Annotated in this window: 26 protein-coding genes; 19 read left to right on the top strand and 7 right to left on the bottom strand. The window is 31.5% G+C overall.

What is annotated here, in order from left to right:
* Nucleotides 1-66 precede the first annotated feature (66 nt).
* The 5 genes from N4A42_RS07655 to N4A42_RS07635 all read left to right on the top strand — a co-directional run bounded on the left by N4A42_RS07655 (nucleotide 67) and on the right by N4A42_RS07635 (nucleotide 4342).
* On the top strand, nucleotides 67-870 hold the full coding sequence (locus tag N4A42_RS07655) for a glutamate dehydrogenase (RefSeq protein WP_294072295.1): 804 nt from the start codon (nucleotides 67-69) through the stop codon (nucleotides 868-870).
* Nucleotides 871-1165: 295 nt separating this feature from the next.
* Nucleotides 1166-1885, top strand: a complete 720-nt coding sequence (locus tag N4A42_RS07650; protein WP_294072292.1) for a DUF3298 and DUF4163 domain-containing protein — start codon at nucleotides 1166-1168, stop codon at nucleotides 1883-1885.
* Nucleotides 1886-1964: 79 nt separating this feature from the next.
* The gene (locus N4A42_RS07645) at nucleotides 1965-2318 is read left to right on the top strand and encodes an arsenate reductase family protein (RefSeq protein ID WP_294072289.1); all 354 of its coding nucleotides are present in this window, start codon (nucleotides 1965-1967) and stop codon (nucleotides 2316-2318) included.
* Nucleotides 2311-3204 carry a DMT family transporter gene (locus N4A42_RS07640; protein ID WP_294072286.1) on the top strand — a complete coding sequence of 298 codons (894 nt, stop codon included), beginning with the start codon at nucleotides 2311-2313 and terminating at the stop codon, nucleotides 3202-3204. The genes N4A42_RS07645 and N4A42_RS07640 overlap by 8 nt, the downstream gene beginning before the upstream one ends.
* A gap of 1 nt (nucleotide 3205) precedes the next feature.
* Entirely contained in the window at nucleotides 3206-4342 is a 1137-nt protein-coding gene (locus N4A42_RS07635; RefSeq protein WP_294072283.1) for a hypothetical protein, read from the top strand.
* Here the strand turns inward: N4A42_RS07635 and N4A42_RS07630 are convergent.
* Nucleotides 4329-4802: a thioesterase family protein gene (locus tag N4A42_RS07630; protein ID WP_294072280.1), complete on the bottom strand. Its 474-nt coding sequence runs from the start codon at nucleotides 4800-4802 to the stop codon at nucleotides 4329-4331. The two genes, N4A42_RS07635 and N4A42_RS07630, sit on opposite strands and share 14 nt — an antisense overlap.
* Nucleotides 4803-4935: 133 nt before the next feature.
* Between N4A42_RS07630 and N4A42_RS07625 the strand changes: the two genes are divergently transcribed.
* The 3 genes from N4A42_RS07625 to nadD are packed head-to-tail and all read left to right on the top strand — an operon-like array spanning nucleotide 4936 to nucleotide 7015.
* Nucleotides 4936-5793, top strand: coding sequence for a YicC/YloC family endoribonuclease (locus tag N4A42_RS07625; RefSeq protein WP_294072277.1), 858 nt, complete (start codon nucleotides 4936-4938; stop codon nucleotides 5791-5793).
* 33 nt (nucleotides 5794-5826) lie between these two features.
* Entirely contained in the window at nucleotides 5827-6399 is a 573-nt protein-coding gene (gene gmk / locus N4A42_RS07620) for a guanylate kinase (RefSeq protein WP_294072273.1), read from the top strand.
* A gap of 31 nt (nucleotides 6400-6430) precedes the next feature.
* On the top strand, nucleotides 6431-7015 hold the full coding sequence (nadD, locus tag N4A42_RS07615; RefSeq protein ID WP_294072270.1) for a nicotinate (nicotinamide) nucleotide adenylyltransferase: 585 nt from the start codon (nucleotides 6431-6433) through the stop codon (nucleotides 7013-7015).
* Nucleotides 7016-7427: 412 nt separating this feature from the next.
* On the opposite strand, the gene N4A42_RS07610 is transcribed toward nadD, so the two are convergent.
* Nucleotides 7428-7787, bottom strand: coding sequence for a YraN family protein (locus N4A42_RS07610; RefSeq protein ID WP_294072266.1), 360 nt, complete (start codon nucleotides 7785-7787; stop codon nucleotides 7428-7430).
* A gap of 55 nt (nucleotides 7788-7842) precedes the next feature.
* Nucleotides 7843-8766 carry an LD-carboxypeptidase gene (locus tag N4A42_RS07605; RefSeq protein WP_294072262.1) on the bottom strand — a complete coding sequence of 308 codons (924 nt, stop codon included), beginning with the start codon at nucleotides 8764-8766 and terminating at the stop codon, nucleotides 7843-7845.
* Nucleotides 8767-8950: 184 nt separating this feature from the next.
* Between N4A42_RS07605 and metG the strand changes: the two genes are divergently transcribed.
* The 4 genes from metG to N4A42_RS07585 are packed head-to-tail and all read left to right on the top strand — an operon-like array spanning nucleotide 8951 to nucleotide 14740.
* Entirely contained in the window at nucleotides 8951-11017 is a 2067-nt protein-coding gene (metG, locus tag N4A42_RS07600; protein WP_294072259.1) for a methionine--tRNA ligase, read from the top strand.
* 10 nt (nucleotides 11018-11027) lie between these two features.
* Nucleotides 11028-11696 (top strand): hypothetical protein, encoded by a 669-nt coding sequence (locus tag N4A42_RS07595; RefSeq protein WP_294072245.1) that lies wholly within the window; start codon nucleotides 11028-11030, stop codon nucleotides 11694-11696.
* A 17-nt stretch (nucleotides 11697-11713) separates the two neighbouring features.
* Nucleotides 11714-13837, top strand: coding sequence for a Tex family protein (locus tag N4A42_RS07590; protein WP_294072243.1), 2124 nt, complete (start codon nucleotides 11714-11716; stop codon nucleotides 13835-13837).
* Complete coding sequence (locus tag N4A42_RS07585) at nucleotides 13838-14740, top strand: histone deacetylase (RefSeq protein ID WP_294072241.1); 903 nt, start codon at nucleotides 13838-13840, stop codon at nucleotides 14738-14740.
* Between the two features lie 2 nt (nucleotides 14741-14742).
* Here the strand turns inward: N4A42_RS07585 and N4A42_RS07580 are convergent, their stop codons facing one another.
* The 3 genes from N4A42_RS07580 to N4A42_RS07570 are packed head-to-tail and all read right to left on the bottom strand — an operon-like array spanning nucleotide 14743 to nucleotide 18504.
* On the bottom strand, nucleotides 14743-17037 hold the full coding sequence (locus N4A42_RS07580) for a TonB-dependent siderophore receptor (protein ID WP_294072240.1): 2295 nt from the start codon (nucleotides 17035-17037) through the stop codon (nucleotides 14743-14745).
* Complete coding sequence (locus N4A42_RS07575) at nucleotides 17021-17932, bottom strand: FecR family protein (RefSeq protein WP_294072238.1); 912 nt, start codon at nucleotides 17930-17932, stop codon at nucleotides 17021-17023. The genes N4A42_RS07580 and N4A42_RS07575 overlap by 17 nt, the downstream gene beginning before the upstream one ends.
* A gap of 47 nt (nucleotides 17933-17979) precedes the next feature.
* Nucleotides 17980-18504 carry an RNA polymerase sigma factor gene (locus N4A42_RS07570; protein WP_294072235.1) on the bottom strand — a complete coding sequence of 175 codons (525 nt, stop codon included), beginning with the start codon at nucleotides 18502-18504 and terminating at the stop codon, nucleotides 17980-17982.
* A 105-nt stretch (nucleotides 18505-18609) separates the two neighbouring features.
* Between N4A42_RS07570 and N4A42_RS07565 the strand changes: the two genes are divergently transcribed.
* The 7 genes from N4A42_RS07565 to N4A42_RS07535 are packed head-to-tail and all read left to right on the top strand — an operon-like array spanning nucleotide 18610 to nucleotide 23585.
* Nucleotides 18610-19677, top strand: a complete 1068-nt coding sequence (locus tag N4A42_RS07565; protein WP_294072233.1) for a hypothetical protein — start codon at nucleotides 18610-18612, stop codon at nucleotides 19675-19677.
* A 24-nt stretch (nucleotides 19678-19701) separates the two neighbouring features.
* Nucleotides 19702-20178, top strand: coding sequence for a hypothetical protein (locus N4A42_RS07560; RefSeq protein ID WP_294072231.1), 477 nt, complete (start codon nucleotides 19702-19704; stop codon nucleotides 20176-20178).
* A gap of 5 nt (nucleotides 20179-20183) precedes the next feature.
* The gene (locus tag N4A42_RS07555) at nucleotides 20184-20570 is read left to right on the top strand and encodes a hypothetical protein (protein ID WP_294072228.1); all 387 of its coding nucleotides are present in this window, start codon (nucleotides 20184-20186) and stop codon (nucleotides 20568-20570) included.
* A 22-nt stretch (nucleotides 20571-20592) separates the two neighbouring features.
* A complete protein-coding gene (locus tag N4A42_RS07550) occupies nucleotides 20593-21744 on the top strand; it encodes a T9SS type A sorting domain-containing protein (RefSeq protein ID WP_294072225.1) in 1152 nt (383 codons plus the stop codon).
* Between the two features lie 56 nt (nucleotides 21745-21800).
* Nucleotides 21801-22655 carry a DUF5777 family beta-barrel protein gene (locus tag N4A42_RS07545; RefSeq protein ID WP_294072222.1) on the top strand — a complete coding sequence of 285 codons (855 nt, stop codon included), beginning with the start codon at nucleotides 21801-21803 and terminating at the stop codon, nucleotides 22653-22655.
* A gap of 12 nt (nucleotides 22656-22667) precedes the next feature.
* Nucleotides 22668-23030 carry a hypothetical protein gene (locus N4A42_RS07540; RefSeq protein WP_294072212.1) on the top strand — a complete coding sequence of 121 codons (363 nt, stop codon included), beginning with the start codon at nucleotides 22668-22670 and terminating at the stop codon, nucleotides 23028-23030.
* 6 nt (nucleotides 23031-23036) lie between these two features.
* Nucleotides 23037-23585, top strand: a complete 549-nt coding sequence (locus N4A42_RS07535; RefSeq protein WP_294072207.1) for a YceI family protein — start codon at nucleotides 23037-23039, stop codon at nucleotides 23583-23585.
* A gap of 55 nt (nucleotides 23586-23640) precedes the next feature.
* Here the strand turns inward: N4A42_RS07535 and N4A42_RS07530 are convergent.
* A partial coding sequence (locus N4A42_RS07530; RefSeq protein ID WP_294072202.1) for a DUF434 domain-containing protein occupies nucleotides 23641-24225 on the bottom strand: 585 nt, incomplete at its 5' end.

Genomic DNA, 24225 nt, shown 5'->3' with positions numbered 1-24225 from the left:
TTTATTTTGTATTTCATCGAGTTTTTTTATATTTGTTCGGTGACAGATAATTCATACACTTGTTATATGATAACACATCTTAAAAAACTGATATACGGGTTTTTATTGTTTTTTTCAACACAAACAACTTATGCTCAATTGGGGTTTTCTCATGAAATAGGTGCATTTGTAGGTGCTGTTGCTTTTCAATCTGATTTTGGCGTAAGGCACAATTTTGACACCAATTCAGGTAATACTGGAATTGCATTAGGTGTTGTACATTATCTAAATTTTGCCTATCGATCTGATTGTAACTGTTATACTACCGACACTTATTTTAACGATCATTTTAAATTAAGAAGTGAAATCTCTTGGAACAAAACTTCACTTGAGCATTTTGGAGAATGGGTAGATGACGATAGAACTAGTGAAAATGCTGATAAGCTAAGAGCACATACTGGTGAAGCTCAAAATTTAGATATAGGTATGCAATTAGAGTACTTTCCCAGAAGTATTAGAGCTTTTTCTGCTGGTGCTTATTCTTTTGCCCCTTTTGCTGCTGCTGGTGTGCATTATGTCTCATTTAACCCTTCTGTTGAGACTTCTTATGGTGATGGTAACATTTTAAACAATAATAATTTTTATAATGGTTGGGATCAAGTCTCTGATGGTGACCCTTTTGTTAGCGACGAATCTGGCTCTACTTGGTCTGTTGTTGCTAGCGTAGGCACAAGGTACAAACTCACTTTGCTCTCAGACTTATTTGTAGAGTTACGTTGGCAATATTACTTTGATGACTTTATAGACGGCTTAAACCATAAAATGCCTTCTAACAAAGCTAAAGACTGGAATCTCTGGCTCAACTTTGGATATATTTATTACATCGACTAAAATTTCACTTTTCCACATAAAATAATAACAGATTAAATAGCTAAATAATCAGCTAACGACTCTACACCTCTAAAAGATTCTACAAGTGTGAAAATCTTTACGTCACCTACAACCTTTATAGCTTATTTACAGTTATTTACTTCGGAAACAAAAGAAACCATTCCACCAAAGCTTCTCATGTCATATTTTAGAACTTAACAAAAAAGACTTTCCTTATAGCAACAAATTTATGCTATAATTCGTTCTATTAAAATCAATACTATACCTTTAATGAGTGATTAATAAACCGCTTTTTTTGAAACATTTTATATATTTATTTTCATTATTTGTCTTACTCATTTCTTGTGAGTTTGAATCTAAGCCTGTATCTTTTAAAACGCATTCTATAGACTCTAATTACGATGCCGATATATCTGTAACTTTTGACGAAGCTATTGGTAATAGTGAATTGAGTAAAACCATAAATTTAAAGATTAAAGAGTCTATAATAACCTCATTGAGTGAAGATTCTATTAAAACAAATTTAGAGTCCGTCTTAAATGATTTTAACTCTGAATATTTACGCTTTAAAAAAGAATTTCATGAAGCTTCAAACCCTCCTTGGGAATTGCATATTGAAACAGAAAAAGTCTATCAATCTGAAGACATCTTAACTTTTACCATAAACACATACCAATTCAAAGGAGGTGCGCATGGTAATGATAAAATTAAATTCTTAAATCTTAATGCAAAAACAGGTGCCGTACTAAGTCATAATGATATCGTCAAAAACCTAAAAGACTTTAAAATCTTAGCTAAAAAACACTTTATTAAATCTCTTGAGAGTGATAATGACACTATAAATATGGAAGATTTTTTCTTCGGAAAACCATTTCAATTACCTGAAAATATAGGTTTTAGCGAAGATGGTTTGGTTTTACTCTATAACGTTTATGAAATTGCTTCTTACAATCAAGGTTATACCGAGTTTGTAATTCCCTTTAATGAAGCAGAAATCTATCTAAAAGTTAACTAATCTTTATTTAGGTTTTATACTTTATAATAGGCTGAAATAAATTTACTTTGCAATATAAAAAAGTTAAGCTTTAGCACTCATGAAAAAAATATATTACCTAAGCACATGTAATACATGCACCCGAATTATTAGTGAGCTAGATTTACCTAATGATTTTCAACTTCAGGACATAAAAACAGAGGTTATTACTGAAGACCAAATAGAAGAAATGCGAAGTTTAACCGATAGTTACGAAAGTTTATTTAGTAAACGCGCTAGGCTTTACAAAGCGTTAGATTTAAAAAACAAAGCGCTTTCTGATAACGACTACAAAAACTACATTTTAGAGCATTACACGTTTTTAAAACGACCAGTTGTACTGTTTAATAATCAGATTTTTATTGGCAATTCTAAAAAAACTGTTGAAGCCGCAAAACAAGCCATACATGAATAGTAGAGCATTTGCCATTTTTGCATTATTTATGGTACAGTTGCTATATGGAATTAATTATACCATAGCAAAAGCTGTAATGAATGATAATTATATTAAACCATTCGGTTTTGTATTGTTAAGAGTCGCTGGCGCAACACTTTTATTCTGGATTATTAGTCTTTTTATTCCGCAGCAAAAAATTAAAAAAAGTGATTTTCCAAAACTTTTTGCTGCCTCTATCTTTGGAGTGGTAATAAACATGCTGTTCTTTTTTAAAGGACTAGAGTTCACCTCACCAATTCATGCTTCTGCAATAATGACTATTACACCTGTTATTATTTTAATTCTGTCTGCTTATATTTTAAAAGAAAAAGTAACAGTACTAAAAATCATTGGCATTGTTTTAGCCCTTTGCGGAGCTTTAGTATTAACTATATATGGTAAATCTGCTAGAGCAGGTGATAATGTTCTTTTAGGAAATTTACTCATTCTTTTAAATGCTATTTCTTATAGTATTTATGTGATTTTAATTAAAAAACTAACCGAAGTATACCATCCGTTTTCATTCATTAAATGGTTGTTCTTGTTTGGTTTCATAATCTTAATTCCTTTTGGTTATGGGCAACTAGAAGCTGTAGAATGGCAATCTTTTACGCCCTATATTACCTTCTCGGTTTTATTTGTAATTATAGGTGCAACTTTTGGCACGTATCTATTAAATCCATTAGCACTTAGTAAACTAAAAGCATCAACTGTTGGTATATTTATCTATCTTCAACCAGTAATCGCTGGGCTCTTTGCTTTAATAATGGGTGCAGACACTGTTGATTTTGTAAAAATCATAGCCATGTTATTAATATTTTCTGGCGTTTACCTCGTTTCTGTTAAATCAAAAAAGGCCAGCTAATTTGCCTCTTAAATGTAAAATATTCAAATCTGTAGACACCATACCCAAAACGTATTGGAGCCATCTTAATTGCACCTCTAACATTTACTATTCTCCAGAATTTTTAAAAGCCTTTGAACTTGCCAACAAAGACATAGAGTTTAATTATATCATTATATTAAAAAAAGGAGAAGCTGTTGCTTTTGCTAACACTCAACTAGTAACTATTGGTATTGAAACCATCACCAAAAACATTAAAATGTCTCATAAAATAAGAGACATTGTCAATAATATGTTTTGTAATAATCAGATACGTGTTTTGTTTTGTGGCAATGTTTTTTTAAGTGGAGAATATGGCACTTATATAAAAGAAGGTGAACCTAAAATAGAAACTTTTAAAGCCATTGCAAAAGGTGTAAAGAAACTTTACAGATGCAAGCGTCTTAAAACAATTTTCGTCAAGGATTTTGAGGATGAATCTCTCCATATTACAGATCAATTAAAGGCATTTGATTATGCATCTATGCAGGTAGAACCCAATATGATTATATATCTAAAACCCGAATGGCAATCCTTTAATGATTATACAAGTGAATTAAGATCTAAGTATAGAGTAAAAGCTAATAGAGCTGACACGAAGAGTGAAACTTTAGACGCAAAATTTTTTAATGAAGCAGATATAAAAACTTACAAAAATGAGCTTCAGATATTATATCAAAACACCATAAACAATGCCGATTTTAACGCTCAAATTCTAAACCTTGATACTTATATAAATCTTAAAAGCGCTTTCAAAGACAAGTTTATTGTAAAAGGGTACTTTTTAGATGATAAACTTGTTGGTTTTCTTTCAGCAATGCAAAACAATAACCATCTCGATGCGCACTTTATTGGTATAGATTACTCTAACAATAAGACACATGCCATTTATCCTAGAATCTTAAACGATTATGTAAGAATTGGAATAGAAACAAAATCTACACAAATCAATTTAGGTAGAACTGCTTCTGAAATTAAAAGTACACTTGGTGCACAACCAAAAACATTAACTTGCTACTGCAAGCACAAACGCTATCTACCTAATCAAATTCTTAAACCTTTTATAAAAAACGTGCAGATAAAATCGTTTAAGCAGCATCAGCCTTTTAAAGGTTCTTAGGTTTTACACCATGCTTTCTTGTATCTTCTCTAGTAAGCGTTTTAAAATTTTCAGCCTTTGGAAATTTATGCGCTAACTCTAATAATCCTTCTGGCAAATGAGTTAATTTTCTTGCTTTTAAATCTATCCATCCTCCTTGCATTTCGCAATACGCTAAGTTTTCGCCTTTATGATTATAAAAATTGTGTTCAAACATAAAAAGCATACCATCATCACTCAAACCAGATACTTCTATAGTAACCGTAATAGGCGCACCGATAAAAGACTCTTTAAAATAGTACATGTGCTCATAAAATACAACTGGTCCTATATTGTGTTTCTTAATTTCTGGCATAGAAAAGCCTTGCTCACCCAAAAAAGACATTCTTGCATGGCTCATAAAATTAGTATAAGCGGAGTTAGCTAAATGACCATTAGCATCAACATCACTCCAACGAATTTCAAACTGTTTTTTATACATAAATCGTTTTTAAATAAAGAAACACAAAGTTATAAAAGTCTCCACGATCACTTTTAATACTATTAACTCTATTTAAATAAAACGCTAAACATTCATTTTTGTACCTTTGCACAACTTTAATATCATCGCATTAATGATACAATCTATGACAGGTTACGGAAAGTCTGTACTACAACTTCCAACCAAAAAAATCTCAATAGAATTAAAATCACTAAATAGTAAAAATTTAGACGTTAATGCACGTATGCCATCAATGTATCGTGCTAAAGAGCTGGACATTAGAAAGCTTATTGCCAAAAATTTGGTTCGTGGAAAAGTAGATTTTTCACTTTATGTAGAAATTACAGGAGAAGACACTAGCTCTAAAATCAACAAAACAGTTGTACAAGAATACATTAAACAACTTAAAGAAGTAGTAGATGGAGACACTACTGAATTGTTGAAAATGGCTATTCGTTTACCTGATGCTGTAACTACAGAACGAGATGATATTGATGAAGAAGAATGGCATACTATTGAAAACGGTATTAATGAGGCTATTTCTAAAATTGTAGCTTATAGAAAAGATGAAGGCGCTATTTTAAAACAAGATTTTACTGATAGAATTTCTACTTTAAGACAATTGCTAGAAAAGGTAATTACCATGGATCCAGAGCGTATTGATGGTGTAAGAGCTAGGTTAGAAAAAGGCGTAGCAGATATTAAAGAAAAAGTAGACGAAAATCGTTTTGAACAAGAACTCGTTTACTATATTGAAAAATTTGATATTACTGAAGAAAAAGTAAGGCTAGATAATCATTTAGATTACTTTATTAAAGCTCTGAATTCTGACGACTCCAATGGTAAAAAATTAGGCTTTATTTCTCAAGAAATAGGAAGAGAAATTAATACCATAGGCTCAAAATCTAACTATGCACCAATGCAAAAATTAGTAGTGCAAATGAAAGATGAACTCGAAAAAATTAAAGAACAATTATTAAATGCTCTATAGAACATTAAAACTGTAATATTCAATAACTAAAAAATGAAAGAAGGTAAGCTCATTGTATTTTCCGCACCATCAGGCTCAGGAAAAACCACTATTGTTCGTCATTTACTACAACAAGAAGAGCTCAATTTAGAGTTTTCTATTTCTGCAACTTCTCGCGAAGCTCGTGGTAACGAAGTACACGGTAAAGACTATTATTATTTATCTCTATCAGAATTTAAAAACAAGATTAAAGAAGATGAATTTTTAGAATGGGAAGAAGTTTACAGAGATAATTTTTATGGCACTTTAAAATCTGAAGTTGAGCGCATTTGGGCAAAAGGGAAGCATGTTATTTTTGACATTGATGTCTCTGGAGGCTTGCGTATAAAACGAAAATTCCCAGAACAAACCCTTGCTATTTTTGTGAAACCACCAGATTTAAATGAATTAGTAAGACGTTTAAAAGAACGTGGCGAAGAAAGTGAAGATAAAATTAGCATGCGTGTATCTAAAGCACCTGCTGAATTGGCAACTGCACCACTTTTCGATGAAATTGTTGTTAATTCTAATTTAGACGAAGCATTAGAGAATGCTTATAATTTGGTTTCAGAATTCATAAAAAAATAACTGTAGATTTCCACTTTCGTGGAAAATAAATATGAAAATAGGTCTATACTTCGGAACTTTTAACCCAATACACATTGGTCATTTAACTATAGCTAATCATTTAGCAGAGCATAGTGATTTAGATCAAATTTGGTTTGTTGTAACACCTCAAAGTCCATTTAAGAAAAAAAGTAGCCTCCTTGATAATAGGCAACGTTTTGAAATGGTTTATCTAGCAACCGAAGACTACGACAAATTAAAACCAAGCGATATAGAATTTGGGTTAAAACAGCCAAATTACACTATAGACACACTCACCTATCTTGAGGAAAAGTATCCTAAACATGAGTTTGCCTTAATTATGGGAGAAGACAATTTAAAGAGTTTTCATAAGTGGAAAAATTACGAACTCATATTAGAAAACCAAAATATCTATGTTTATCCAAGACTCTCTGAAGGTAAAATAAATTCAAGGTTTAATGAGCATCCTAAAATCTTTAACATTTCTGCTCCAATAATGGAGCTATCTTCTACGTTTATAAGACAAGAAATTAAAGCTGGTAGAAATGTTCGACCTATGTTGTCCGATAAAGTGTGGCATTATATAGACGAAATGAATTTTTACAGATACTCTTAAAAACTTACTCCTTTTAGGTTTTTTAATTTTTTAAAGTTTAATTAATTTTATAGCAACTAAATCTTTCTAATTAAGTAATGACTTTTACCATTGTTTTTTTAACCGCTATCGTTGCTCTTATTGTATCAAAAACAAAAACTATTGTTCTCAGAAATAACTTAGACAAAAAAAACGAAAAGCGTGTTTTAATCTCTACTGTTTTACTTGTACTTTTTATAGTTACTAATGCTACGTTACCATACCCTCAATCTTTATACATGTTTATTGGATTGGGCGTTATTTTTACTGGTATAATCCTTTCTTTTAATGTAATTAAGAAGGAAGTTAAAAGGTTTTTAACTTTAAAAACAAACGACAAAATTTTAAACGTTTTATTTTACACGCTTTTAATAGCAGTTGTTAATATTTACCTCTAAAAATGATAAAATGCATTTTCTAAATGCTCAATATCATAATGATTTCCTTTTTTTACGATTGCAATAATATCGAAACGCACTTCTATATCTAAGTCGTTTTCTGTCACATATTCATCTACTGCCTTAACTAAGTTTTTAATTTGTTTAGGCTTTACAAAATCTTGCGGATTACCAAAATCGAGAGATGATCTTGTTTTTACTTCTACAATTGCTAAAACACCCTCTTTTTCTGCAATAATGTCAACCTCAGCTTTTTCAAAACGATAATTGCGCTCAATAACATTGTAGTTATTCTTCAAAAGAAAATCTACTGCTAGTTGTTCCCCTTTTTTACCAAGTTCGTTGTGCTGTGCCATCTCGTTCCTGCGAAAGCAGGAATCTCTACCCTACCTCCTTCATTTAAAAAATGCTTTATTTAAATTCTAAACTACTTTTAACTTTCCCTACCTTCAACTCAACTTCTCTACCCAATACCAAAGCACGATTATCTTTTTCATGACCTGCAGACATATTAAAGGCAATAGGAAAATCATAATCTTCTAAAGCATCTAAAACTAATTGCTCAATAGATGTTCCCCAAAGCGTGGTGTTTTTTCTAAGCTTAGACATATCACCAACAATAAGTCCATTAAGATTATCAAAATAACCAGCACGTTTCATGCTTTGTAACATCCTATCTATATGATATTTGTATTCACCAATTTCCTCAATGAAAAGAATTTTTCCAGATGTATCAATGCTTTCTTTAGATCCTAACATTGTGTGCAACATTGTTAGATTACCTCCTACTAGTTTACCAGTAGTATTCCCTACTCTATTATAAACCGAACCTTCTAAAGTATAATTGGTAGTATTACCAAACAAAGCCGATTTAAACGTATCTATACTCTCTTTTATATCATTTAAATCTTGTGTTAAGCTCACACACATTAATGCATGTAAAGACTCAAAACCTTCATTGTGTAATTGATTGTGTAATGCCGTAATATCGCTATAACCTATAACCCATTTAGGGTTTTCTTTAAACTTAGTGTAATCTAATTTATCTAAAATTCTTACAGTTCCATAACCTCCTCTTGCACACCAAATAGCACTAACTCTAGGATTATCCATTGCATTTTGCAGATCTTCACAACGTTCCTCATCTGTACCAGCAAAATGATTGGCCTTGCTAAACACATGCTCACCTATGATAACATTTAGTTTCCAACTTCTCAATAAACTATCTGCTTGCTTTACCTCACGCTCTCGGTTTTTTAAAACTCCTGAAGGTGCCACAATAGCAACAGTATCACCTGCTTTTAAATATGGTGGCTGAATTAATTTAGTACTCATTTTAGAAAAATTATCCGTTTCAATTTGAGCGCATAAATTATTATTCAATACTAAATTAATAATAAAGCATAAGAATAAAAAGGTCTGTCTCATTATCATAAAAAACGGCTTTCTGTAAATGTACATTTTTTTTAGAACTGTTTTTATATTATGTACTTTTGTAGCTTTCAAAATATTGAAAATTATGTCAAAAAGATATACCATTACAGCAGCTTTACCATATACTAATGGCCCAATTCATATTGGTCATTTAGCAGGTGTTTATGTACCAGCAGATATTTATTCGAGATATTTAAGATTAACTGGCAATGATGTTGCTTTTATCTGCGGAAGTGATGAGCATGGAGTGCCAATTACCATTAAGGCAAAAAAAGAAGGAGTAACTCCACAAGACATTGTAGATAAATACCATGCTATTATTAAAACATCTTTTGAAGATTTTGGTATTTCGTTTGATAATTACTCACGTACTTCTGCTAAAATACATCATGATACTGCTTCGGAGTTCTTTAAAACACTTTATGACAAAAATGAGTTTGTTGAAGAAGTTTCGGAACAATTATACGATGCTGAAGCCAATCAATTTTTAGCCGATCGTTTTATTATTGGTACTTGCCCTAAATGCAACTATGAAGAAGCTTATGGAGATCAGTGCGAAAATTGCGGTACAAGCCACAATGCTACAGATTTAATCAACCCAAAATCTGCAATTACTGGTAATGCACCTACATTAAAAGAAACTAAACATTGGTTTTTACCATTAAACAAGCACGAGGAATTCTTAAAAGAATGGATTCTTAAAGGGCACAAAAAAGATTGGAAGCCTAATGTGTATGGACAATGCAAATCTTGGATAGACGATGGTTTAAGACCAAGAGCTGTAACGAGAGATTTAGATTGGGGAATTCCTGTACCAGTAGAAGGTGGTGAAGGTAAAGTGTTATACGTTTGGTTCGATGCTCCAATTGGCTATATCTCTGCTACAAAAGAATGGGCAGAACGCGAAAATAAAAATTGGGAAGACTACTGGAAAGATAAAGACACAACTCTTGTACATTTTATTGGAAAAGACAATATTGTATTCCATTGCATTATTTTCCCATCTATGCTTAAAGCAGAAGGTTCTTATATTTTACCAGAAAATGTACCTGCCAATGAGTTTTTAAATTTAGAAGGTAATAAATTATCAACCTCAAAAAATTGGGCTGTTTGGTTGCCAGATTATTTAAACGATTTCCCTAACCAACAAGATGTGTTGCGTTATGCTTTAACAGCTAATGCACCAGAAACAAAGGATAATGATTTTACTTGGAAAGATTTTCAAGCTAGAAATAATAATGAGTTAGTTGCCATTTTCGGAAACTTTATTAATCGTGTTGCCGTTTTAACTAATAAATATTACGATGGGGAAATTCCTGAACCATCAGAATTTAAAACCATAGACGAAGATACTTTAGCAGCATTAAAGGCTTATCCTGCTGTAATTTCTAGTTCCATTGAGCGTTACCGTTTTAGAGAAGGAAGTCAAGAATTAATGAATTTAGCGCGTTTAGGTAATAAGTACTTAGCAGACGAAGAGCCTTGGAAAACTATTAAAACAGATGAAGCACGTACCAAAACCGTAATGTTTGTAGCCTTACAAATTGCTTCAGCATTGGCTGTTTTAAGTGAACCTTTTTTACCGTTTACGTCTAATAAATTAAAATCTATTCTATGTCATTCTGAACTTGATTCAGATTTAACTTGGGACGATATTGCTTCAAAAGACATTTTACTTCCTGCTGGTCATAGTATTCAAATAGGAAAACCAGAATTATTGTTTTCTAAAATTGAAGATGATACAATTCAGAAACAATTAGATAAACTTGAAGCTAGTAAAAAAGCAAACGAAGCAGCAAATAAAGTTGTAGAGCCTCAAAAAGAAGAAATTACATTTGATGACTTTACAAAATTAGACTTGCGTGTTGGTACCATTTTAGAAGCCGAGAAAATGCCAAAAACAAAAAAGCTATTGGTACTAAAAGTAGATACTGGTATTGATACGCGTACTATAGTTTCTGGTATTGCTGAGAGTTTTAAACCCGAAGACGTTATTGGTAAACGTGTTACAGTTTTAGTTAACTTAGCACCAAGGAAACTTAGAGGAATAGAAAGCCAAGGTATGATTTTAATGACAGAAGACGAGGCTGGAAATTTAGTATTTGTAAATCCAAGTATTGATGGTGTTGCTAATGGTTTAAAAATAAGTTAATAATAATTATATGGACGGAATAAGAATTATCCTAATCATTGTTGCGGCACTGATTATAATCGTAAATCTTTTTATCAATTTTTCTAACATTTTTAAGATCGTTTCTTATTGTTTTAAAACAAACTCTTTAAGTCAATATTGGAACTTGTTCTTTAAAAGCTGTATTAGTGGTAGAGCAATAATATCATCAGTATTTGCAATCGTTTTAGCAATAATCATTTTTGTTATTATTACACCTATTGTTCTTATAAGACGTGCAACTATTGGCAAAAAAACTGCTGCACTTATTGAAGAAGGTATTCTTTTTGAATATCAAGACATGAACTTGAGTGAAAAGAACATAACATTTAATTCTAACCTACAGTCCTTATTAGGTATTTCCTTAACAGATGATGCAAAAGCAACCGGAAATATAAAAATAGATGCAACTCTAGTCGTAACTGAAATACAATCAAAAATAGAAGCTGAAAACAAATCTTTTTCCTTTAAGGCTATGCATAACATTACTTTAAATGATGGAAAAGATGCTATAATACCATTATTTATAACTATTGATAAAACAAGTTACCCAACGTATTTTATTTATAACGAAAAACACAAAGCACAATTTCAAAAGATAGAAAAAAGACTCTACAGCAGAGGCTATAAATCTATCTACTTTTCTGTAATTAACATGTAGTTTTCCTTAACCACTTTATGCAAATTATACCATACATTGTTTCTAAAACAAAGTTATCTGAGACTCGTATAAAAAACACATTAAAACTTTTAGACGAAGACTGTACAATTCCGTTTATATCTCGTTATAGAAAAGAACAAACAGGCAATTTAGATGAAGTAGAAATTGGGAGTATTGTAACCTTTAAAGCACAATTTGAAGCTTTACAAAAACGAAAAGCTACAATTATTAAAGTTTTAAAAGAAGATGATGTCTTAACGGAAGAGCTTCAGAAAAAAATTGAAAATACTGATGACTTAACACTACTAGAAGATCTTTATCTCCCTTATAAAAAGAAACGCAAAACCAAAGCAGAAACAGCTCGTAAAAATGGTTTAGAACCATTAGCAAAAATCATTATGAGCCAAAATGCTAATGATATTGAGGCTATTGCTTTTAGGCACGTAAAAGGCTCTATAAGTTCTGAAAACATGGCACTAGAAGGTGCGCGACATATTATTGCAGAATGGATTAGCGAACGTACAGACATTAGAAACAATATTCGTTATCAATTAGAACGCTTTGCAACTATCAATACCAAAGCTGTAAAAACTAAAGTTGATGATGAAAAAGCTCAAAAATTTAGAGATTATTTTGATTGGTCAGAATCTTTAAACCGTATTCCGTCTCATCGTTTATTAGCCATTCTTAGAGCAGAACAAGAAGGGTTTATTCGTGTTAAAATTGAAATTGATGATGAACGCACATTAGCAAAAATTGAAGATCGTATTATTAGATCAAATAATAACTGTACAGATCAAATAGAACTTGCTATTAAAGATGCATATAAACGTTTATTATTACCTTCATTAACAAACGAAGCCTTACAAAATGCAAAAGCAAAAGCTGACGATGCTGCTATAAAAGTGTTTTCAAAAAACTTAAAACAATTATTACTTGGCTCACCTGTTGGTGAAAAACGCATATTAGCTATAGATCCAGGTTTTAGAACAGGTTGTAAAATAGTTTGCCTAGACGAAAAAGGAGATTTAAAGCACAATGAAACCATATATCCGCATCCACCAAAAAAGGATGCTATAGGAGCTATGAAAAAAATTAGCTCATTGGCAGATGCCTATAAAATTGATGCTATAGCTATTGGAAACGGAACTGCATCTAGAGAAACTGAAGCCTTAGTTCGTAAAATTAGGTTTAGAAACGACATTGAAGTTTACGTTGTAAGCGAAGCAGGAGCTAGTATTTATTCTGCTTCAAAAATTGCTCGCGAAGAATTCCCTAATTATGATGTCACAGTCCGTGGTTCTGTATCTATAGGAAGACGTCTTCAAGATCCTTTAGCAGAATTAGTTAAGATTGATGCCAAATCTATTGGTGTTGGGCAATACCAACACGATGTTGACCAAACTAAATTAAAAACCAGTTTAGATACTGTTGTAGAAAGTTGTGTAAACGCTGTAGGAGTTAATATAAATACAGCTAGCAAATCGCTATTAAGCTATGTATCTGGTATTGGGCCAAAGCTTGCCGAAAATATTATTGCATACAGAAATGAGCATGGTACGTTTACCTCTAGAAATGACATTAAAAAAGTGGCACGATTAGGCGGAAAAGCCTTTGAACAAAGTGCTGCATTTTTAAGAATTAAAGGCGGAAGCAATCCATTAGATGATTCTGCTGTGCATCCAGAACGCTATGCTTTAGTTAAGCAAATTGCAAAAGATGAAGATAAATCTGTAGCACAACTTATTGGTAATACCGAATTACTTAAAAAAATCAAACTAGAACAATACATTTCAAATTCTATTGGTTTTCCAACACTAAAAGACATTGTAAAAGAATTAGAAAAGCCTGGTTTAGATATTAGAGAAAAAGCTAAAGTTTTCACCTTTAATCAAACTATCAAAACCATAACTGATTTAAAAGAAGGGCAACTTCTACCAGGTATTGTAAATAACATCACCAACTTTGGTGCTTTTGTAGATGTTGGCATAAAGGAAAGTGGCTTAATTCATGTGTCTAATCTTTCAGATGGTTTTGTGAGCGATGTTAATGCACATGTATCACTTCATCAGCAAGTTATTGTTAAGGTTTTGGAAGTAGATATTTCTAGAAAGCGTATTCAGTTAAAATTACATAAGTAAATGCTAAAAATAGCATATCATCCTATTTACAAACACCCTTTACCAAAAGGGCATCGTTTTCCGATGGAAAAATATGAGTTGCTGCCTCAGCAACTTCTGCATGAAGGCACCTGTACTAACAATAATTTTTTTGAGCCAGTAAAGCCTAACGATAAATACATCATTGCTGTTCATACACCAGAGTATTATTACGATTTAGTAAACATCACTTTAGATCAACGTGCAGCACATAAGATAGGATTTCCGTTAAGTAGATCTTTAGTAGAGCGCGAAGTTATTCTTGCAGATGGCACCATAAAAGCTTCTGAGTATGCCTTAAAACATGGTATTGCTATGAATGTAGCTGGTGGTACGCACCATGCTTATACCAATCGTGGCGAAGCTTTTTGTTTGCTTAACGACCAAGCGATTGGTGCACGTTACCTTCAAAGTAAAGGTTTGGCTAAAAAAATTCTCATCGTAGATTTAGATGTACATCAAGGAAATGGTACTGCAGAAATTTTTAAGAATGATAACTCAGTATTTACATTTTCTATGCATGGTAAAAGTAACTATCCTTTTAAAAAAGAACTTAGCGACTTAGATATTGCTCTAGACAATGACACTAATGACGAAACGTATCTAAGTACATTAAAAGCAACATTACCAAAACTTTTAGATGAACAACAACCAGATTTTATTTATTACTTATGTGGTGTTGATGTTATTGCTTCAGATAAATTAGGAAAACTTGGCATGAGTGTAAAAGGTTGTAAAGAACGTGATCGTTTTGTATTACAAACCTGTAAAAACCATAGTATTCCTATAATGTGTAGTATGGGAGGAGGTTACTCGCCTGAAATAAAAACAATTGTAGATGCACATGCTAATACCTATAGATTAGCACAAGAGATTTTCTTTTAAACTCAGAAATTTATTCTAAAAACTAAATTAGGCGTTACACCTAAAGAACGCTGCTGAACTTCAGATATTTCATCATTATTAATTCTATAAAAGTTATTTATAATGTTTTCTCTATCTAATAAATTCCAAACAGAAAAACCTAACTCTGCATTAGTGGTAGTACTTAAATTAAAACCATAAAGTGCAGAGACATCAACTCTCAAATAATCTCTTAGTCTAGATGAATTAGTACTGTTATAGTTAATTTCGCCATTCTCAATTTCGTTTCCATTAATAAGCTTTGTCGTTGGCTTTCCTGAATTCCAATTTAAACCAGCCGATAGTTTTAAATTATCGGAGGTATAATTAGTACCAAATGTAACAGCATGCCTAATGTTATAATTACTAGGAAAATTAGTTTCTGGTAAATCACTAAATATATAATCACTATTCATATAAGAATAACTCAACCAAGAATTAAATTTATTAAAACGCTTTCTTACTATAAAGTCAACACCTCTCACCTCATTTAACCCATGTGTTCTAATAAATTCATATTGATTTTGAAAACCTTGACTTTGTGTGGTTATTCCTTTTATTTTTTTATAATAACCTTCAGCACTAATGAGCCATCCTTGTTTACTAAATGACAATCCTATTGAGGCTTGCTGGCTTTGTATTACAGGAATATCTCTATCGTTAGATAATTGCCATCTGCGCTTCTCGATGCCTAAAAAATCATTTTGAAAATTTATAATTTGTGAAGTATTCTGATGTTTTAATTCTCCTAAAACTTCAACAGAAAAATTATCTAATAATTTATGAGAAAAACTAAGTCTTGGTTCTATAAGATGTTTACTAAATTTGTCTATATAATTATACCTCAGCCCTGTTAATAGATTTGTTTTTAGATCTCTAGATTTATATAACACTTGCGAAAACACAGCATGTGTCCTTACAACCTCAGATACTAATAATTTAAAACGTGGTACATCTACATCATCTAAATTAGTAACTTTAGTTTCAACAAAGTGATAACCACTTAAAAGTTCTAATCTATCATTGATTGTATAATTTATCTTTAGCTTTAAACTTGTTTCAGATATTTTATTTTCTTGCAAAAACTGTTGAGAATCTAATACATTAGCGTTGATAGATTTTAACTTATAATCTGTTTCATAAGCTTCTAAAACCGTTTGCCACTTACTATTCCATATTTTAGAATACGAAACTGCTCCTGCAATACTATTTTGAGACAAACTACTCTCTCTCGAGTCTTCTAAATTATTAATCGAAGCATTTTCATTAAAAATTAATTCATTTCCTACATTTATAAAGTTTACTCTAAGTTCTTCATTATCATTTATCTTATAAACCCAACGTAAAGAAGCGTCATAAAAATCGAATGTTTTGTTAGAATTTACAATACTCATAGTATTATTTTCTACTTCGGTATCTTGAGAAATACGTTCAAAAAAATTAGTATATGTTGGTGTTTCTGTAAAATCACTAATAGATTTTCTTGCTGCAATTTGTAATGACGATCTTTTACCTAAAGGAACATCTGCAAAGCCATTAGCATCTATAAAATTAACTCCAAGATTACCCTTAAATTTATTGTTGATTTCTTTTTCTGTTTCCATAGATATAATCCCAGAAACACCATCTGTAAACTCAGTCGCAGTTCCGTTTTTAATTAACGAAACACGCTGAGTTATTTGAGGATTAAACATAGAAATGAGTCCGAAAAAATGCCCAGACTGATACATCTTTATATCATCCCAAAGAATTAAGTTTTGGTCGTGAGAACCTCCTCTAATATTTATATTAGAAACGGTTTCGTTTATACTTTGAATTCCAGGAAACGCTTGTACTGCTTGTAATACATCTGTATTCACCAAACCAGGAAGAATATCAAATTCTGAAACTTTTATTTCAAAAGACCCATTGTTTAACTTATTTATACCCTTAACAATATAGCCAGAAACCAAAACTTCAGATAATTTTTGAAAAATTAATGAGGCATCTTTAGTTATTACCAAAACCATCTCATCATCTGTAAGTTGAAATAAAAAATCTGTTTCTAATTCTAAAAAACTTAAAACCTCTGTTAATGATAACGATTTTGAAGGAGGCTTAACTAACACCTTAGAAATCGCATCTTCGGCATAATTAAACTGAACTTTGAATTGCTTTTCTAATTGTGTTAAAACCTTAGTTAACAATTGTTTTTCTTTAGTCTCTTGGGCATAAGCCTGAAACAAAAAAATAAAACTAAAAATTAGCGTTGTAATATACCGTCTAATCTGTTTTGCCATGAATTACAACTTGGTTAGAGGAACTAATTTTATAAGTCAAATTCATAGGTTTTGTAATAGCGTAAAGGGCTTTTTCTAAATCATTATGTGTAAATCCACCAGAAAACAATTGTGATGTATCTGTATCTTTAAAAGTTACCTTGACATTAAACTGTCTCTCTAGTTCATTAATTACCTCTTTTAATGGTATTGCTTTAAAATGGCTTTTATTTTTTAACCAATCTGGTTGAGTTGCTTCAAAATCACCTTCTCTAAAAACGTTATTAAGAATACTAAAGCTATCTCCTGCTAACAATTGCCTTGTAATTGTATCTGTAGATACTCTTACAATACCTTCATAGCACTTTACTTCAAAATAGTTTGTTCTTGCCTTAACATTAAATTCTGTACCAACCACAGTTATTACTCCTTTTTCTGTTATCACATCAAACGTTTTTCCTTTAGCTACTCTAAAATAGGCTTCTCCCTTTAAATTTAGCTGTCTTTTGTTAAACCAAGACGCTTTATCATAAGAAACTTCAGAATCCGAATTCATAACTACACTAGATAAATCTGGAAGTTCTATAGTAGTTTTCTCAGCTAACAACGTGCGCTCTTCAACCACACTTTGGCTCATAAACATTGTAAAATAAATCGCAAAACCAATAACCAAAACACTAGCAATTCTTAAAGCGGGTTTTAGCCAATTAAGGCGTTTTACATATGGTCTGGCTTTATATTTTACTTTAAAAGCGTCAAAATCATCAATATTAGAAAACTGTGACGCCTTAAAACACTTAGCTTTATCAACAATCTCTTGATTAAAAGCAAAGTCTTCTCGCTTACTAAACACTTCTTTTTCAGCATCTGTAAGTTCATTATTTAACCATTTTTTTAATAAATCGTCTTCAGTCATAAACTCTCTCCTTGAACATATAACAACTCAAGCTTTATTTCTCCTTTTTATTTTATTTTAAAATTTTCGAGCTCTTTTTTTAAAATATTAAAAGCACTATAAATTCTATACTCTACAACCTTTTGTGTAACACCTAGCATTTCTGCTATTTCACTATGCTTTTTCCCTTCAACTTTACTTAATAAAAAAGCTACACGTTGTTCTTCCTTAAGATTAGCTAGTACTTTTTTATACTTTTCTAAATATTGCTCTTGCTCTAAAACAAACTCAGGAGTTTCATTAGTGTAATGCTTAGGCTTTATTTTTTGATGGTTTAAAACCACTTTTTGATGCTTAATTTCATTTAACATCATATTATTAGCTACAGTAAACAAAAACGATTTAGCTTTAGCAAAAGTAACCTGTTTACAATTATCCCATAACTTAATAAAGGCTTCTTGTGCTTTATCTCTAGGATTATATTGTGAACCATATTTGTAATACAAAAAATTGTGCACGTCATCTGAGTATTTATTATAAATACGCTCAAATGCTGCTTCTTCACAGATATTGTCACTAAGGTTTTTAGGCAAGGTTAATAGTTTTGATAAAGGTATTGAAATATTTTTTTTAAAAAAGTTCAGTAGTTTTTAAAAGTGAGTTGTTATATATTAAATGGCAATAAAAAACAAGCCATCATGAAACTAAAAACACTATTAATTCTACTAATTTTTGCTACTATTCTCTCTTCTTGTCGAAAAGAGGAAACCGAGATTATTCAAACTCCTGAAGATGAAATTTTAGAAGCAAACTCTAATATTGCAATATTAATAGAAAGAGTAACATCTAATGATGGCTCGCCAGATAATATTATAGATAGAGCCAACTGTTTTGACATTGCATTTCCATATACTGTTAATGTAAATGGGCAAGAAATTGATGTAAACTCTCAAGAAGATTATGCTATTATAGAATGTGTTTTTGATGCATCTGACTCTGACACAGATAACTTAAATATCAATTTCCCTATTACTATCATTTTAAGCGATTTTTCTGAAATTATAATTAATAATCTTTCAGAATTTAATACATACACTAATAGTTGTAATGGTGAAAATGAAATAGATGATGATATTGAATGTGTTGACTTTACATATCCTATTGAAGTTTCAATATTTAACCCAAATAATGAGCTTCTAGAAACAATCACTCTTGAAAACGACAATCAACTTTTCAATTTCACAGACGATCTTGATGATGATAATATAACAACCTTCAATTTTCCTATTACAGTAATCTTAGCAGATAATTCTGAAGTTTCAATAAACAACTTTACAGCTCTTGAAACTGCAATTAACAATGCCATTAATTCTTGTGATGAAGATGACGACTATGATTACAGTGATGATGATTGTGACAACTGCACACCATCTCAATTAGAAAATTTACTTCTTAATTGCTCTGATTGGGAAGTAGACAAACTCGAAAGAGATGGAAATGATTATGATGATGCTTATGATGGTTATACATTCAATTTTTTTAGTGATGGTACTATGTCTGTATACTGGAATACGACTACTGTTTATGGCACTTGGACTTCCAATGGTTTTGGAAACAATTTGCAAGTTTTAATAAATGTACCTGCTTTACCATTATGTAATAACAATTGGATTTTACACGAAATAGAAAACTGCTCAGACGAGACAAAAATAGACTTAAGAGTTGGAAATGATGACAGATTGCGATACGAAAACAATTGCGATTAAAACAAACCTTTAAATCCATTAATTATGAAAACAAACTTTTTTTACAGCATTTTATTAATGATAAGTTTTTCATTAATGTCTTTTACTTGTTCTGATGATGATGACGGAAACAACTCAGACAACTCACAAGAAATCTCTCAAATAGAAACCAATGTTGAATCTGGCACATGGATAATAACAAGCTATATAGATTCTGGAGACAATGAAACTAGTGATTTTAACGGCTATATATTCACTTTTGAAGCTAATGGAACACTAAATGCAACTAATGGTAGTACAACATACAATGGTTCATGGTCCGTTACAAGTAGCAGTAGTAATGATGACAGTAACGATAGTGATATAGATTTCAATATTTCATTTTCTGTTCCAGACGATCATGACTTTGATGATTTAAATGACGATTGGGATATTATTAGTCATACTAGTAATATAATAAACTTAAGAGATGTAAGTGGTGGTGATGGCAGTATAGACACTTTAGTTTTTAGTAAGAATTAGTAATTATGAAACGAAACTGGATTGTATTGATAATTGTATTGCTAATAATAGCACTTATTGGCTACAACTATATTTATCAAGATCATAGAAATATAGAAAATGAAAAGGCTGAATTTTCTTTGAATTCTTCAAAAATAGCGCAACAATTCTTAGATGATGTAACATCAGCAGAACAAAAATATTTAAACAAAACTATAGAAGTCTCTGGTTTAATTTCAGATATAAATAGCAATGACATCACCATAGAAGACGCTGTGTTTTGTCAGTTTTCTAATGATACAGATACATCGTTAAAAAACAACAACACTATTAAAATTAAAGGACGAGTAATTGGCTATGATGATTTATTAGAACAAATAAAATTAGATCAATGCATCATTATTAAAGAATAATAATTAATTAAAAAACATAATTATGAAAAAGAATTACCTTTTAAAAACCGCTTTATTAGCATTAGCATTTTTTTGCCTCTACAGTTTAAATGCTCAAGTAAGAATTTCTAAGTTAGATCCTGCTACAAATTCTGTAACACTCAAAAACTACGGAAACACTAATGTTCCTATTTCGGGTTATTGGTTTTGCAATTACCCAGCTTACGGACAAGTAAGTTCTATGACTTCTGTAACTAGTTTAGATCCAGATGAAGAAGTAAACATTGCTAGTTCAGTTAATTTTGCAGTTGCTGACGGAGAATTTGGCTTATACAACTCTAACAGTTTCGGTTCTTCTGCAGCAATAGAAGATTATATACAATGGGGAAGCGCAGGTCACCAAAGAGAATCTGTTGCTGTTGCTAAAGGTATTTGGAATAGTGGCACCTTTGTAGATCTTGCAGCTCCATTTGCCTATAGCGGAACAGGCTCGCAAAACGGAGCTGACCAATGGATTACATTTAGAAGCGTTAGAATATACAGATTAGATCCTGCTACAAACTCTGTAACACTCAAAAATTTTGGATCATCTGCCGTAAATATTTCAGGTTATTGGTTCTGTAACTTCCCATCTTATGGACAAGTAAGTTCTATGACAAGTACAGTAATGTTAAATCCTGATGAAGAAATAAATATTGCCAGCTCAGTTAATTTTGCTGTCGCTGATGGTGAGTTTGGACTTTACAACACTAATAGTTTTGGCTCTTCTACTGCTATGGAAGATTATATACAATGGGGAAGCGCAGGTCACCAAAGAGAGTCTGTTGCTGTTGCTAAAGGCATTTGGGATACTAATACTTTTATTAATGTTTCGCCTCCTTTTGAATATACAGGTAATGGCTCACAAGACGGAGTTGCTTTTTGGAGCACACTAAGTATTAACGATCTTGAGCAACAAAGCACAGTAAAATTATACCCTAATCCATCAAACTCTGTTTTACATATTCAAACTCAAAATATTAACTCAAACGGAACAATAGAAGTTTATAATTTACTTGGTAAAAAAGTGTTGTCTCAACAATTAAACTCAAGTGAAACCTCTCAAATTAATGTATCTAATTGGGATGACGGATTATATCTCATCAAAATTTCATCAGAAAATGGAGAGGATACCAAACGATTTATAAAGCAATAACTTATTAAGCTTTATTTAGAAGAAGAAAACCATACCACATAATTAATTTTTAAGAAATGAGATATCTATTTATACTCTTACTGTCACTCTCATGCCTAGTTTTAAATGCTCAGGAAGATGATTTATTAAATGAAATTGATTCAGATTCTATCATAGACAATTACGCAAGTGCCGCATTTAAAGGTCTAAAAATTGTCAATTTTGAGTCTACCAAACTTGTTGCAAAAAAAGAGTTAACATTTATTGTTTCTCACAGGTTTGGAAGTATAGAAAACGGATTTGACAATTTCTTTGGCCTAGATGATGCTGTAACACGACTAAACTTTGTATATGGCATAACCGATGCCTTTAATGTTGGAGTATCGCGTAGCTCATTTCAAAAAATATATGAAGCCTCAGCAAAATATAGATTAACCAGACAAAAAGATAATGGATTTCCTTTTACCATTGTTGCCTATAATTCAATATTAGTAAACACCGCATTAGAAAAAGAAAATTTACCAAAATTAGAATTTAGGGATCGTCTTGGATATACTGCTCAATTGCTTATATCTAAAAAAGTAAGTTCAAAATTGTCGTTGGAAATAGCACCAACTTTTTTTCATGACAATTTTGTGGCTTACGACGAACAACACAATTCACAATATGCTATAGGGTTTGGAGGGCGACAAAAACTCGGCAAACGATGGTCTATAAACCTAGATTACGGTTGGCATTTAAATAGAGCCGATGATTCTCCGTTTAAAAACCCTCTTTCTATTGGTTTTGATCTAGAAACCGGAGGCCATGTGTTTCAAATGCACTTTTCAAATGCTCAAGCTATGAACACCAATGGATTTCTTGGTCAAGCCACAGGAGATTGGAGCGATGGTAATATTTACTTTGGGTTTAATCTAAGTCGTGTATTTTAAAAAATTAATATTATGAAATTCAAACACCTCATATACTTGTCAATTGCTATTTCTTTTTTAAGTTGTTCATACAATAGTGAAGATGATTTAACTGAAGAAATCATTATTGAAGACTTTGTAACCTACAACAATAATATAAAGACAATTATTGATAGCAATTGCATAGGCTGCCATAGTAACCCTCCAGTAAACGGAGCACCAATGTCTTTAACAACATACAATGATGTAAAAAATGCTGTTGAAAACGGAGATTTAATCGAACGCATTTCAACTACAGACGCAAGCTCTTTAATGCCTTTTGGAGGACCAAGGTTACCTCAAAACTTAATTGACCTTGTTATTCAATGGGAACAAGAAGGTCTTTTAGAAAACTAAAAAAACATGAAAAAAGTAACATTTTTAGCACTGCTATTTATTAGCCTAAGTGCACTTAGTCAAAGTAAATACCTAACCAAAACAGGATCCCTGAATTTTGAAGCCTCAGTACCATCTTTTGAAGAGGTTGCTGCAAAAAACAATGTTGTTACTGCCATATTAAATACTGAAAATGGTGAGTTTGCTGCATTAGCATTAGTAAAAGCATTTCGATTTAAAAATGCCTTAATGGAAGAGCACTTTAATGAAAACTATGCGGAATCAGACAAATACCCTAAAGCTACTTTTAGAGGTAAAATAAATGATTTTAATCATGATAATTTAAGTGAAGCTGAAAGCTCTAAAACGATAAATGGTGCTTTGACTTTTCATGGAATAACTAAAGATCTAAAAGATATTTCATTAATCATAAAGCGAGTTGAAGACAAAATTTTACTATCAGGCAGTTTTAAAGTCTTAGTATCAGATTTTGAAATTAAAATTCCAAAAATTGTTGCCAATAAACTATCTAATGAAGTTAAAGTAGATTTTAGTTTTGAATTGATCAAAAAATAATTTGTCTTAAAATCGAAAACCGCAAGTGATGAGTTTGCGGTTTTTTTTAATTGTCTTATGTAGCATAAACAATATTAGGGTTATCAATATGATGCTCAATAATATAAGCACCAAGATTCAACCAACGTTCAGCACGATCTAAAATCCATGCATCTGAACTTACTACGATGTCTTTACTTTCTGCTAACAATTTATCAGGATTATTGTCTAAAATGATGTCCCAATTAAAATGATGTTGTTCGGCATGTTCTCTAAGTAGCGTTTTAAGCCGACCACTATTAGATACAGGTTGATCAAAGACCCAAGTGACAGGATTATCTTTTAAAAGATGTCCAACAGTGAGTAAAGCATTCTCGGTTTGCTGTACACGTTTATAGGTGCCATGTACACCAGATAAATCGCGATAAGCCTCATCTAAACCTTTAAAGAGATAAGCGCCTGACAAGGCACTTTCTAAAATGATGAGTAGATTAAATCCATCAATGATGATAGGTTCTGTGCTAATACTCTCAAAAGGAATACAAGTCAATTGCCTTTGATCCATTTGTTGTTGCGACGCACTCATGCCTTGCACAGCTTGTTGTTGCCTTACATTAAGCCGATATCTATTCCCAACGAGTTGCAAGGATGATTTTTCTGC

The sequence above is a fragment of the Winogradskyella sp. genome, assembly GCF_025210595.1.
Classification (GTDB): Bacteria; Bacteroidota; Bacteroidia; order Flavobacteriales; family Flavobacteriaceae; genus Winogradskyella.
This window is presented reverse-complemented; position numbering and strand designations above follow the sequence as displayed.